Consider the following 12,667-nt stretch of genomic DNA (forward strand, 5'->3'; position numbering starts at 1 on the left):
ATAGATGAAAGACAGACATGGGTTGCTCACCGCCCCTATTGGTCGTGTGCTGCTAAACATGACATTGCCTAACTTGATTGGCATTATGACCATTCTTGGTGGCAGTCTGGTAGACATCTTTTTTATCAGTAAGTTAGGCACTGAAGCTCTGGCTGCGGTGAGCTTTACTTTCCCTGTCACCTTAGTGATTACCAGTATAGGTATTGGTATTGGTGCAGGCGTGTCGACCAATCTTGGTCGCTTAATTGGTTCTGGGCATGCGCCGGAATCAAGAGTGTTTTTATATGACACCTTATGGATAACCTTGGTGATTATTTGGGGCTTATCCATACTCGGTTGTGTCTTCATTGAACCTACTTTTAGTTTACTGGGCGCTAACAGTGCCAGTTTGCCATTAATTAATGATTACATGTGGTACTGGTATTTAGGTGCCCCTGCATTGGTATTATTAATGGTGGGTAATCAGGCATTACGTGCCACGGGAGACACTCATTCCCCGGCTAAAATTATGATGCTAGCCGCCATTGTAAACTTGATCCTCGACCCATTACTTATCTTCGGCATTGGCCCTTTTCCACGTTTAGAAATCCAAGGCGCTGCCATTGCAACAACACTCTCTTGGGTGGTGGCAATGTCATTAGCGGGTCACTTGATTGTAGTTAAACGTAAATTGGTGAAGTTTGCTGAGTTTGATTTTGGTCGATTGATTTTGCATTTTAAAGTGTTATCTCATATCGCCCGCCCAGCAGCATTAATGAATGTGATTAACCCTATTGCTAACGGCATTATTATGGCGATGTTAGCCCGTATTGATAATAGCGGTGTGGCCGCCTTTGGTGCGGGTATTCGCCTTGAGTCAGTGTTACTGATTGTGGTGATGGCCTTGTCGTCGAGTTTAATGCCGTTTATTGCGCAAAACTTAGGTGCTGGCCAACATGACCGAGCGAAAAAAGCCTTATTAATGTCGTTGCGATTTGCGTTTGTATTTCAAACATTATTGTTTATTCCACTGTATTTTTCCGCTGATATAATTGCCGGATGGTTTACTCACGATCCGCTGGTTATTGAGTGGCTGAGTTTTTATATTATGGTGTTGCCTGCCGCATATGGGCCGCTGGGTATTTTAATTATTTTTGCGACGAGCTTAAATGCTTACCACAGACCGCTGAGTTCTCTGGTGATTAACTTGTGTCGCTTACTATTATTAATGTTACCGCTGGCGCTGCTGGGTTCTTATGTGGGCGGTGTAAAAGGTATTTTACTTGCATTGCCTATCACCAATACCTTAATGGGAATTGCTTGTTACTATTTAGCGACCAAGATTAGCGAACCACAAAACATGAATCATGCCGTGCCTTACCCCAAAGCGACTGATACTGATGAACCTAACCAACAAGCCGATGAAAAAGACTCCATGACTCATCATCTCCGCGAATATTAAACTGTGTTAATAATGCCCGTCACACTTGCTTTTTAAGCAGTGTCGGGGGATTAATAGCAGCACCTTAATGGCAAGTACAGTGACTTTACGATGAAAAAATCCATTTATGCCGCCATGCTTTCTGGCATTATTTGCCCTGGCAGTGGTCAACTCTGGTTAGGTAAAAAATTACTCGGCTGGGGATTTATCAGTGTCAGTGTGGTGTGTATTTTAGTATTAATGAATCAAATTATTAGCCGCGCCCAAGTGATTGCAGAGCAAATTTTGGCAGGTAATATTGGCAATGATTTAGGCTCTATTTATGCGGCAGTCTCTAATGTCGCACTCGACACTGGCAGCTCAAGCATGGCAACACTCACTTGGATATTTTTAGCCAATTGGGGACTCAGCATTATTAGTGCAGTTTGGCTCGGAGCTCAACAAGACAAGCAGCTTCAACTCCAATCAGAATCAAAAACAGCCGAATTGTAATGATCAAGTAGTGCATCAGCATCAGTCGGCTGTTTTGTGTTCTCTATAGACTAATAGCCTAATAGCGGCATTAGCTCGGAAATCGAATTACCTTCAGATTACTACGATGGTTTGTTGTCATCTTTAGACTGGGTCGGTTCAACATCAATAATGTCGTCATCCTTGTCAATATCGCGATCGGCATCGGCATTGTCATACTCGATTTGATGGCTGCGCGGTTGTTCATCTTTACTCTCAAAATCACCGTCGAACGTATTTCCCTGTTGATCAAATGGGCCTTTACCTGCAAATGGGCCTGATTGTCCGAATGGACTCTGCCCACCGCCAGCGCCAAATCCTGGAGGAAAACCACCATTAGCGATAACGCGAAGTTGCATACGTTTATATAAAAATGCAGCAATGGGCGCTCGGGTAAACGGCGTTAATAACACTAAACCGATAAAGTCAGTAACAAAACCTGGAATAAGTAATAATACTCCTGCGGCTGCTAACATCATGCCTTCAACAATTTCTTGTCCAGGTGCTTCACCACGGGCTAACTTCTCTTGCACCGACATTAAGGTACTTAATCCTTGGCTGCGCACCAGTGACACACCAACAACGGCTGTAAAAAGTACCAAGCCCACAGTTGCCCATGAGCCAATTGAACCCGCAACTTCTATCAGTACATTGAGCTCAATGACGGGAACTAAAACAAATATTAACAATAAAATAAAAAACATATTGGCCTCTAAGGATCGCTTTTTGATAGAGTGACGACTTACTAAGATAACAGAGTGGCGACCGATAAAATAACTGTTGCCGATGAAACTTTAATGGGGGTTAACGGGTCTCTTTTCAAGACGCGTCACGAATATCGCCCCTGTTTAATGAAAATGTTCGTAAAACATCGTACTGTGCTCACTCTAACACCGTTAACTTAAGTAAACTTTAAGACAACTTATGTATAAACCTGAACAGCTGCTCATTTTAACCACCTGCCCAGATGCAGAAACAGCGTCACGCATTGCAGCTGCATTGGTTGAGGCGAAATTAGCGGCTTGTGTGCAAATTGGCCAAGTCGTTGAATCAGTTTATCGATGGGACAATAACATCTGTCAGTCGTATGAAGTACCAATGCAAATAAAATGTATGACGAGTGATTATCATGCCATTGAACAACTCGTGATCCAAATGCATCCTTATGAAGTACCAGAATTCATTGCCACTCCGATTATCGGTGGTTTTGGCCCTTATTTACAATGGATAAAAGACAACTCACCATCATGAAAAAAATCGTCGCACTTTGCCTGACATCATTTTTACTGATGTCATCAATCATACTCTCACCAGTGGCACACAGTGCTAATTCGTCGAGCAGTAAATTCAGCTTTTTAAGCAGCGAACCTGAGTTAATGAAGGTTAACGATGCTTTTGTGTTTGATTATCAACAACAAGGTAATCAGCTCAAAATCAATTTTGTCATCGCCGAAGGTTATTATCTATATCGCGACAAATTGCAGTTTTCTGTTGATGGTGCGGTAATAGGTGATATTGAATTACCTCATGGTAAAAACCATCATGATGAGTATTTTGGCGACCAAGAGGTATTTTACTCGTTTGTAGAAATCCCGATTGCTTTTAAAGAAGCGCAAGCCGATGCCGTGTTTCACGTTACCTTTATGGGTTGTGCGGAAGGTACCTTGTGTTATCCGCCCACCAAACACGATGTCACTTTAACCGCCATTGCAGCAAATGATGGCACGTTAACCAATAAAGAAGTGATTGGCGCTGCGGATCAAGCTGAAGCAACAGATACCGCAACCGCTCCAATTACTCAACAAGACACCTTAAACCAAATGCTACAAAACGATAGCCTATTATGGACCTTAGTGATTTTCTTTGGTTTAGGTATTGGCTTAGCATTAACGCCTTGTGTGTTTCCGATGTACCCTATTTTGTCGGGTATTATTGTTGGCCAAGGCAAAAAGCTGTCTACTGCTAAAGCTTTCACGCTATCAATGGCTTATGTACAAGGAATGGCAATTACTTATTCCTTATTAGGATTAGTAGTTGCCTCTGCCGGACTTAAGTTTCAAGCGGCCTTACAACACCCAGCCATTTTAATATTTTTGGCCGTTATGTTTGTACTGCTGAGTTTGTCGATGTTCGGCATGTATGACTTGAAATTGCCATCAAAATGGCAAGAAAAAATGAACTCGATGTCGAACAACCAAAAAGGTGGCAACCTTATTGGCGTGTTTATGATGGGAGTGATTTCTGGCTTAGTGGCCTCACCTTGTACCACGGCACCGTTATCTGGCGTGCTTATTTACGTGGCGCAGTCTGGTGACTTACTGCAAGGCTTTTTAGCCCTGTATGTATTAAGCATGGGCATGGGCTTACCGTTATTAATTATTGGTACTTCGGGTGGTAAAATATTACCGCGCGCAGGGGCTTGGATGGATATTATTAAAACCATCTTCGGCTTCTTGTTGATTTCTGTATCGATTGTGATGATTGGTCGTATTTGGCCAGGTTTAGTGTCCGATTTACTTTGGTCTGTATGGGCAATAAGCTTAATCGCTTACTTAATGCATCAAAACCGGTTGTCAGAATTTAACTGGAAACAAAGTACTCGTGGGGTATTGTTATTACTGGCGTTGATGGCAAGTTTCTCATATGGCTTCCAAGCATTAATGACAAGTTTTGGTCACCAAAACCCAAACATGACTCAAACGAGTATAGATGGCAAAGCCAATACCGAAGCCAATCACTTTATCCGCATTAAGTCGCTACAAGACTTAGATCTTGAATTGGATAAAGCCAGTGTTAGCGGTAAAACCGTGATGCTAGATTTATACGCCGACTGGTGTGTGGCCTGTAAAGAGTTTGAAGCCATTACTTTTAAAAATGATGAAGTCGCCAAGCGTATGAACAAAATGGTGTTATTGCAAGCCGATGTCACCGCCAGTGACGACATTGATATTGCCTTACTTGAACACTATGGCGTACTGGGTTTACCGACGTTATTGATGTTTGATCAAAACGGTAAACAACGTGAAGACCTACGAGTAACCGGTTTTATGGGGCCAAAAGACTTTGCAGCTCATTTAGATTTGCTATTAGCAAAGTAAGTTAGCGAGCGATATTTAGCGGGTTCATTGGCTAAAACGCTATGTAAACAACACTAAATAAACATTATGTAAAACAGCATCTTTAGCGACTAAAGATGCTGTTTTTGCATTTAACGCATTAAAGTCATCGAAAGTTAACTTTTTTCTTATACAATATGATTTTATATCCCTCATTCAAGGCGCTTTATGGAACCCGCTATCCTGATTATCACCCTACTTTGCGGAATGCTTGTCAGCCGAGTAGGTTTACCGCCACTCATTGGTTATCTTGCAGCTGGTTTTGTATTATTCACCTTAGGCATTGAAGACACTAGCTTACCTATTTTGCAGCAACTTGCTGACTTAGGTGTCACCTTACTGTTGTTTTCTATTGGCCTGAAACTTGACCTTAGAAGTCTGTTTAAAGCCGAAGTATGGGCCGGTTCAAGTTTACACTTAATCGGTTCGATTCTATTTTTTGTTCCAATCCTTAAGCTTTTGGGCTTTTTAGGTATCGAACAGCTAGACGGATTTAGCTTTAACCAGCTGATGTTAATTTCGTTTGCACTCAGTTTTTCCAGTACCGTATTTGCTGTAAAAGTCCTCGAAGACAGTGGTGATATGCAGTCACTTTATGGCCGAGTGGCGATTGGTATCTTGATTATGCAAGATATCTTTGCGGTGGTGTTCCTGACTATTTCAAAAGGTAATATTCCTTCCGTTTGGGCCTTTGGCTTATTATTACTACCATTAGCCCGACCACTTATTTATAAGATATTCGACCGCGTTGGTCACGGTGAAATGCTGGTATTATTTGGTTTAGTCATGGCATTGGTGGTGGGGGCATGGTTATTTGAAGCTGTGGGGCTAAAACCCGATTTAGGTGCATTGATTATCGGTATTTTATTGGCTGGGCATGCAAAATCGTCTGAGCTGGCCAAGTCAATTTATTACTTTAAAGAGCTATTCTTAGTCGCCTTTTTCTTAACTATTGGCTTAAACGGACTGCCCACTTTAGCTGACATTGGTTTAGCCGCTATTTTAGTGGTGCTAATACCCGCTAAGATTTTGATGTTTGTTTACCTATTGACTCGTTTTAAACTTCGTTCGCGTACTTCATTACTCGCCTCATTTAACTTAGGAAGCTACAGTGAGTTTGGTTTGATTGTTGCGGCGGTTGCTGCACATAAAGGCTGGTTACCACCAGAATGGCTAATCATTATCGCGGTCGCCTTAAGCATTAGTTTCTTATTTGCGGCACCATTCAATAAAAGCGCCTCAAAGATTTATTTGCGTTACCAAGCCAAACTAAAAAAGCTAGAGCGCCATCCTTTACACCCTGAAGACAGGCAAATTCCTATTGGTAATCCGCGCTTTTTAATTTTAGGTATGGGGCGAATTGGCTCCGGTGCCTATGATGAGTTACGTTCAAAATACACTGGCGAAATTTTAGGAATTGAGCATAAACAAGAGTTAGTTGATTTCCACCGCAGCCAAGACCGTCATGTCGTACAAGGTGACGCTGGCGATACTGACTTTTGGTTAAAGCTTGAACGAGCACCACATTTAGAATTAGTGTTGCTGGCGATGCCAAATCACGTCGGTAATTTATTTGCGGTGCAACAACTGAAAAAGCTTAATTACGAAGGAAAAATCAGTGCGATAGTGCAATATTCAGAAGATGCCGAGTCATTAAAAGATTCTGGCGTGAACACTGTATACAACCTATATGAAGCCGCAGGCGCTGGTTTTGCTGATCATGTCATTAAAGAGTTACTTGATTCGCCACCAGAATTGAACCCCGAACTCGTCTCTGCCAATACGGCAGAATCTGATGTATCAGATATTGAGCAACCTCAAACACCATTATAAAACTAATGGTTATATACAGACGCCTAGATAACACTCTAGGCGTTTTTGTTTACTACAAAGTATTTTCAATTTTACTTCGGATAAACAAATCTCAGTTACAGACACAGTTAAGTCATGCTATAACTCATTAATAAGACTTTTCTTGTCACCCTTTTTTGGATTTTTTGAAGTATGTCAAACCCTGCTCAACGCGCGACTAAATTATTTGTTCAAACATTTGGTACTAAAGCTGACGACTTATACCAAGCACCCGGACGAGTAAACATTATGGGTGAACATACTGACTATAACGAAGGTCTCGCACTGCCCGCAGCAATTAACTTTCATACTGTTATTGCCGTTAAACATCGCGATGACCATTTATTTCGTGCCGTCACCACTGCTTTTCCTGGCCAAATCAAACAATGGCAATTTGGTGAAGAAGGTGCAGTCGCTGCAGATGATGATTGGGTTAATTACCTAAAAGGTGTGACAGCGGCTATGAACCAATCAGGTTTACGCGCAAAAGGCTTAGACTTGGCTATTGTTGGCGACGTGCCACTCGGCGCAGGATTATCTTCATCAGCAGCGCTTGAAATCGCTTTTGGGACAGCAATCAGTTATGCCAGTCAATTAAACTTATCACCTATGGCCATCGCCCAATTAGCTCAACGTGGCGAAAGCCAATTTATGCAATTAGATTGCGGTATGATGGACCAAATGATCAGTGCTATGGCCGTACCTGATCATGCTTTACTGATTGATTTTTTAGAGTTAGAAAGTGAACCGGTGTTATTGCCAGAAGAACTAAGCTTAATCGTAATTGATTTGAAACAAGACCGTCACGGATTTATGCAACAATTTGAACAGCGTAAACAAGAATGCAGGCAAATCACTAAGTTGCTTGGACTCGATTCGTTACGTGACTTGTCATTAAGCTTATTAACTCAACATAAAGAACTACTCAGCGATGAACAATTCCGCCGTGCTCGTCATATCATCAGTGAAAATCAGCGCACCAGTAATACAGCTCGAGCGTTACAACAAAATAATATCCCTCGATTTAGCCAGTTAATGGCGCAATCTCAAATATCTATGCGCGATGACTTTGATATTATCACGCCTGAAATAGACATCTTAGTCACCATGATTTCGACACTTATCGGTGAGCAAGGCGGTGTACGCATGAGTGATGGTTGTGTGTTGGCGTTGGTTAACCATGACCTCACAGATAAAGTGATCAATTTAGTCGAAAATCAATTTTTTAAACAAACGGGTATCGAAGCAGCTATTCACTTGTGTGCAGCCAGTGGCGGTGCCGGCCGCATTGGTTAATACGTTACAGATTAGAGAGGCATAAATGGTACGTTTTAGTGTGTTGGAACCTTGGCAAGATCCCCGTGGTGGTGAGATTGAACGGGTTAGAATTGATAATGGCATCATCGCACTTGAAGTATTAAGTTTAGGCGGAATTATTCGCTCGTTATGGACTCCAGATCGTAATGGTGAACGCAAAAACATTGTCTTAGGTTGCGACAGCGCCGAAGATTATTTAGCCCAAAAAGCCCATTTAGGTGCCATTGCCGGACGTTATAGTAATCGAATTGCTAATGGTAAAATGCAATATAATGGCGAGCAATACCAACTTAGTGTTAACCAAGCGACCAATTGTTTACATGGTGGCACAGAAGGTTTTAATCGAAAATTATGGCAGCTAGGGACCTTAAGTGACGGCGTACGCTTAACCTTAAAAAGTCCAGATGGTGACATGGGATTCCCAGGTAATTGCACCGTGCAATTAGACTACCGTTTAGTGGGCAACAATTTGTATATTGAAATGCTCGCCAGTACAGACAAAGCTTGCCCAATTAGTTTAACCCAACACAGCTACTTTAATTTAGACGGTAATCGCAGTGACACCAATGCTAAACATACCTTACAAGTCGATGCAAAAACCTACCTCTGCATGAATGATGTTGGCATACCAACCGCAATGCAACCCACTGCTGGCAGTGATTTAGACATGAAAGTGCCCACACCTATGTCGGTGCAAACTTCACGCGCGGCATTAGCTGCCACCAAAGGTTTTGACCATTGCTATGTGCTCGATAATCCGGGGGCTGATTTACAGAGGTTTGGTTGTTTAGCCAGTGAACAAAGTGGTCGCAGTATGACGCTTTACACCAATCAACCTGGGGTTCAAGTTTACGGCGCTAACTTTTTACAAGGCACTATAGGCAAAAAGCAACGAGTATTAAACGACCATCAAGCTGTATGTATAGAACCTCAAATGTTACCAGACTCGCCTAATCAGCCGGATTTACCCGGCGATGTATGGCTAACACCTGGTAAGTTGTATCACCACATAACTCGATACCATTTTGATGCTAAATAATAAGCCAGAACAAACCACTTTTAATGCTGAAGATATTGGTCAAATTGCCGTCGGGGCTTTTGCCATGTCGGTGCCGATTGCGTTTTCTGAAGAAGCATGGCGTTTATCTGCCAGTTTGCCGACATTAAACTTAGTACTTGTAGTGTTATTGTCGTTGGCGTTTATTACCTTATTTGCTTACCAAAGTGTATTTCAGGCAAATATCATTAAGCGTAAACAAGCGTTTTTGTTACGGGTAATTGCGGCATACATATTGACATTATTAGTGGTGGGAGTTGTGCTGTTGGCGTTAAATAAATTACCGTTATGGGACGATCCCATTTTAGCATTAAAGCGGATTATTTTAATCGCGATGCCCGCGTCTATGGGTGCGATTATCGTCGACAGTTTCGATAAAGAATAAACGACATAAAGAATTCCGAATGATTCTTTATGTCATTAACATCAATACTGATAGACGATTAATTAAGCTCGACAAACTAGGTTAATAGATAAGTGTGTACAGTGAATATTAAGTTGGTGAGTTCATATTATTAACACCATTAATCATCTTCATTCTCACCCATATCATCAAAGCTTTCATCATCATCTGAATCATCTAATTCTGGAATGTCATCATCATCTGTGTCAACTATGTCATCTGGTTCTGGCACGGGTTTCGCCTTACGTGGTGGCGCTGTGTCAGGTACTTTTGACAAATCGATACGTGATTGGTGCTTTAACATAAACTCAGCACGTGCAGCCTCCCAAGCACCGCTATACTCAGCTTTTGCTGCTTTTGTTTGCTCATCATCCAAGTCGTGTAAGTTAACTTTAACGATGTCTTCTACATACTCCACTATCGTATTACGGATGGTGTTATACAAGAAGATGCGTCCTGGTGACGCATCTGGTAGCTGGTTATCATGAACAACAATAGTGTTGCCTTTCGATGTTCTTAATTCACCAAACCAAAGTTGTTTTTTTGCAGTGTTATACATATATGCTAACGCCCTTAAATCAACACATATTCTAAAAATAATGCAGGATTATTGAAGATAATAGCTTCATACCGCACCACGATATCTGTTCTGTATTTCTGTGAGTATTTAAACAGAATATTTCTGAGAATCAATGCCTAAAATGATGAAATTTTGCGAAAATGCATAAAAATGTCTGTTGTGAGCACTTTTTAACGATTCCGTGTCATTTGTTTTACAAAATAATGTCCTAACAACAGTCATTGACCATCTTTAACCAATGACTGTGTGATAACGACTATCTCATCAAGACGTTATCTTCAAGACTCTGTCATCAAGACTCTAGCTTAAAAAAAACAAGCTTCAAGTTTTTTATCAAAATATATCGCGATTAGCATCTGGGTGTTAACCAAGATAGAAACAACCATCCATCATTTAGGCTTGCAGATCCAATACAATCTTGCCTTTATGTTGTCCCGACTCCATTCGCTTATGTGCTTCAACCACCTGCGAAAAAGCAAATACGCTATCAACAGGGATACTCATTTCACCACTATTGAGTAATGGCCAAACATACTCCGCTAAGCCATAAGCAATTTGGGCTTTACTGTCCACACTTTGTGGTCGTAGGGTTGAACCAGTCCAAATAACCCGTTTGGCCATAATTCGGAAAATATCCACAGTGGCTTGGGGACCTCGAGCCGTAGAAACCGACACCATGCGTCCATCTGTGGCAATGGCTTTGAGGTTTTCATTAATAAAGTCGCCACCTGCGATATCCATAATGACGTTAACACCTAAGCCATTTGTCGCGGCTAAGATTGGTTCAACAAAGTGCTGCTCATTATAGTTAATCGCTACGATAGCACCTTGGTCAAGACAGTATTGGCATTTCTCTGCAGTGCCAGAGGTTGCTAATACCGTTGCACCTAAACGACTCGCCATTTGAATAGCGGTAGTGCCAATGCCACCAGACCCCCCATGAATAAGGACAGTCTCACCTTCTTTAAGTCCGCCACGAATAAATAAGTTACCCCAGACAGTAAAAAAGGTTTCAGGAAGAGCGGCAGCTTGAACATAACTGTAGCCAGAAGGGATAGGTAAGCAATGAGCTGCGTAAGTGTTTACTAACTCGCCATAGCCGCCACCTGGCACTAAAGCGCAGACTTTGTCGCCAACTTGCCATTGAGTAACATCATCTGCCACATCAACAATCTCACCCGCTACTTCTAAACCAAGGATCGGACTGGCGTCTGCCGGCGGTGGATAAGCCCCTGCACGCTGTTTAATATCTGGACCATTAACGCCTGCGGCATAGACCTTAATCGTCACTTGACCCGCGGTTGGTGTCGCAAGGGTTGATTGTGTCATGGTCATAGCATTCGGTTCACCGGGTTGCTCAACAACCACATGGGTAAATTGTCTATTTAATGTTGCCATAAAATATTATCTCGGTTAATTGTTAAAGGTAAGATCCTAGCGTTAACGTTCTGTTGGTTTTTCGCAATATTCATTCACAATATTGACCAGTTTGTTAGCAAAGCCTAAAGTAGAGCATTTTTTAACCTAAAAAGGTTGCCTATACATTTTAAACAATTACTATACCCGCCCGTTCAAAACATGGAGCAAAATACTTGCTAAAGTACCTGTTGGTTTTACTGTCTATTTTCAGTATTCAAGCCCATGCTACGCCTATCCGTATCGCCTCAGATATTTGGTGTCCATACATCTGCGAAAATCAAACTGGCTACGTTGTAGAGCTCACTCGTCGAGCCTTTGAAATTCAAGGTCAATCAGTTGAATTCCAAACAATTCCTTATAAACGCGCCCTAGTTGAACTACAAAAAAACAACATTGATGCTGTATTAGCATTGACGCCCCACACCATTACCGAAAATCAGTTGATAAATGCTGATGTGATTGTGGGCTATAAAAGCACCGACTTTTATACCCTTGTTGGTAGTAATGAAACATTCGGGAAAATTACCGACCTCAATCAATCTCAACAAATTGCAGTCGTAAGCGGTTATAGTTATGGCGTAGAACTAGATGCTTGGTTTAATGCTCATACTAATACTTATTTTGCTACAGGTCGCGATCCATTAGCAATGAACATTATACGTCTAGTAAAAGGTCGCCATTCGGTAATTGTCGGCAACAAAAATGTCATTGAGTACACCACAAGTCAATTAAACTTAAGTCAGCAACTTCGCTATGCGGGCACCATGGGTAAACAGGTCCCCTTATATGTTGGTTTTAATCAGCAAAATAAGGCCGGTTCAATCACCTTTACTAATGGCATCAACATGCTAAAAGCCAATGGTGAATATCAAAAAATAATCTCGAAATACAAAGTATTACCCGATGCAACCTCTGACAAAGCTAGCCACAGTAATCTGCAAAAATTTCTGCCCATCTTTAATTAATCTTGCTTGCTGTTGTTATGCCATACGGA

At 41.7% G+C, this 12,667-nt stretch carries 12 protein-coding genes; 9 read left to right on the forward strand and 3 right to left on the reverse strand.

Annotation, left to right across the window (positions count from 1 at the left end; genetic code table 11):
* Positions 1–4 precede the first annotated feature (4 nt).
* Both FH971_RS18390 and FH971_RS18395 read left to right on the forward strand, forming a co-directional pair.
* Positions 5–1,441, forward strand: a complete 1,437-nt coding sequence (locus tag FH971_RS18390) for an MATE family efflux transporter (protein ID WP_240778396.1) — start codon at positions 5–7, stop codon at positions 1,439–1,441.
* Positions 1,442–1,531: 90 nt separating this feature from the next.
* Positions 1,532–1,912: a hypothetical protein gene (locus FH971_RS18395; RefSeq protein ID WP_140235254.1), complete on the forward strand. Its 381-nt coding sequence runs from the start codon at positions 1,532–1,534 to the stop codon at positions 1,910–1,912.
* A 101-nt stretch (positions 1,913–2,013) separates the two neighbouring features.
* On the opposite strand, the gene FH971_RS18400 is transcribed toward FH971_RS18395, so the two are convergent.
* Complete coding sequence (locus FH971_RS18400) at positions 2,014–2,634, reverse strand: FxsA family protein (RefSeq protein ID WP_140235255.1); 621 nt, start codon at positions 2,632–2,634, stop codon at positions 2,014–2,016.
* A 220-nt stretch (positions 2,635–2,854) separates the two neighbouring features.
* Between FH971_RS18400 and cutA the strand changes: the two genes are divergently transcribed.
* The 6 genes from cutA to FH971_RS18430 all read left to right on the forward strand — a co-directional run bounded on the left by cutA (position 2,855) and on the right by FH971_RS18430 (position 9,656).
* Positions 2,855–3,181, forward strand: coding sequence for a divalent-cation tolerance protein CutA (gene cutA / locus FH971_RS18405; RefSeq protein WP_137224918.1), 327 nt, complete (start codon positions 2,855–2,857; stop codon positions 3,179–3,181).
* The gene (locus tag FH971_RS18410) at positions 3,178–5,028 is read left to right on the forward strand and encodes a protein-disulfide reductase DsbD (protein WP_140235256.1); all 1,851 of its coding nucleotides are present in this window, start codon (positions 3,178–3,180) and stop codon (positions 5,026–5,028) included. The genes cutA and FH971_RS18410 overlap by 4 nt, the downstream gene beginning before the upstream one ends.
* Before the next feature lie 186 nt (positions 5,029–5,214).
* Positions 5,215–6,879: a cation:proton antiporter family protein gene (locus tag FH971_RS18415; RefSeq protein ID WP_240778398.1), complete on the forward strand. Its 1,665-nt coding sequence runs from the start codon at positions 5,215–5,217 to the stop codon at positions 6,877–6,879.
* A 171-nt stretch (positions 6,880–7,050) separates the two neighbouring features.
* Complete coding sequence (gene galK / locus FH971_RS18420) at positions 7,051–8,193, forward strand: galactokinase (protein WP_137224914.1); 1,143 nt, start codon at positions 7,051–7,053, stop codon at positions 8,191–8,193.
* Positions 8,194–8,218: 25 nt separating this feature from the next.
* Positions 8,219–9,253 carry an aldose epimerase family protein gene (locus tag FH971_RS18425; RefSeq protein ID WP_140235257.1) on the forward strand — a complete coding sequence of 345 codons (1,035 nt, stop codon included), beginning with the start codon at positions 8,219–8,221 and terminating at the stop codon, positions 9,251–9,253.
* Positions 9,243–9,656, forward strand: coding sequence for a DUF2391 family protein (locus FH971_RS18430; RefSeq protein WP_140235258.1), 414 nt, complete (start codon positions 9,243–9,245; stop codon positions 9,654–9,656). Before FH971_RS18425 ends, FH971_RS18430 begins: the two co-directional genes overlap by 11 nt.
* A 139-nt stretch (positions 9,657–9,795) precedes the next feature.
* Here FH971_RS18430 and FH971_RS18435 read toward each other — a convergent pair whose 3' ends face one another.
* Positions 9,796–10,233 (reverse strand): hypothetical protein, encoded by a 438-nt coding sequence (locus tag FH971_RS18435; RefSeq protein ID WP_137224908.1) that lies wholly within the window; start codon positions 10,231–10,233, stop codon positions 9,796–9,798.
* Positions 10,234–10,647: 414 nt separating this feature from the next.
* Positions 10,648–11,652, reverse strand: a complete 1,005-nt coding sequence (locus FH971_RS18440; protein WP_140235259.1) for an NAD(P)H-quinone oxidoreductase — start codon at positions 11,650–11,652, stop codon at positions 10,648–10,650.
* A 194-nt stretch (positions 11,653–11,846) separates the two neighbouring features.
* Between FH971_RS18440 and FH971_RS18445 the strand changes: the two genes are divergently transcribed.
* A complete protein-coding gene (locus FH971_RS18445) occupies positions 11,847–12,638 on the forward strand; it encodes a substrate-binding periplasmic protein (protein WP_167496058.1) in 792 nt (263 codons plus the stop codon).
* Positions 12,639–12,667: the final 29 nt, after the last annotated feature.

Origin of the sequence: Shewanella polaris (genome assembly GCF_006385555.1) — a bacterium.
Lineage (GTDB): Bacteria > Pseudomonadota > Gammaproteobacteria > Enterobacterales > Shewanellaceae > Shewanella > Shewanella polaris.

Bases quoted from the DNA above. Each gene is read 5' to 3' on its own strand.
- FH971_RS18390 (WP_240778396.1), top strand. From the start codon at position 5: ATGAAAGACAGACATGGGTTGCTCACCGCCCCTATTGGTCGTGTGCTG.
- FH971_RS18395 (WP_140235254.1), top strand. From the start codon at position 1,532: ATGAAAAAATCCATTTATGCCGCCATGCTTTCTGGCATTATTTGCCCT.
- FH971_RS18400 (WP_140235255.1), bottom strand. From the start codon at position 2,634: ATGTTTTTTATTTTATTGTTAATATTTGTTTTAGTTCCCGTCATTGAG.
- cutA (WP_137224918.1), top strand. From the start codon at position 2,855: ATGTATAAACCTGAACAGCTGCTCATTTTAACCACCTGCCCAGATGCA.
- FH971_RS18410 (WP_140235256.1), top strand. From the start codon at position 3,178: ATGAAAAAAATCGTCGCACTTTGCCTGACATCATTTTTACTGATGTCA.
- FH971_RS18415 (WP_240778398.1), top strand. From the start codon at position 5,215: ATGGAACCCGCTATCCTGATTATCACCCTACTTTGCGGAATGCTTGTC.
- galK (WP_137224914.1), top strand. From the start codon at position 7,051: ATGTCAAACCCTGCTCAACGCGCGACTAAATTATTTGTTCAAACATTT.
- FH971_RS18425 (WP_140235257.1), top strand. From the start codon at position 8,219: ATGGTACGTTTTAGTGTGTTGGAACCTTGGCAAGATCCCCGTGGTGGT.
- FH971_RS18430 (WP_140235258.1), top strand. From the start codon at position 9,243: ATGCTAAATAATAAGCCAGAACAAACCACTTTTAATGCTGAAGATATT.
- FH971_RS18435 (WP_137224908.1), bottom strand. From the start codon at position 10,233: ATGTATAACACTGCAAAAAAACAACTTTGGTTTGGTGAATTAAGAACA.
- FH971_RS18440 (WP_140235259.1), bottom strand. From the start codon at position 11,652: ATGGCAACATTAAATAGACAATTTACCCATGTGGTTGTTGAGCAACCC.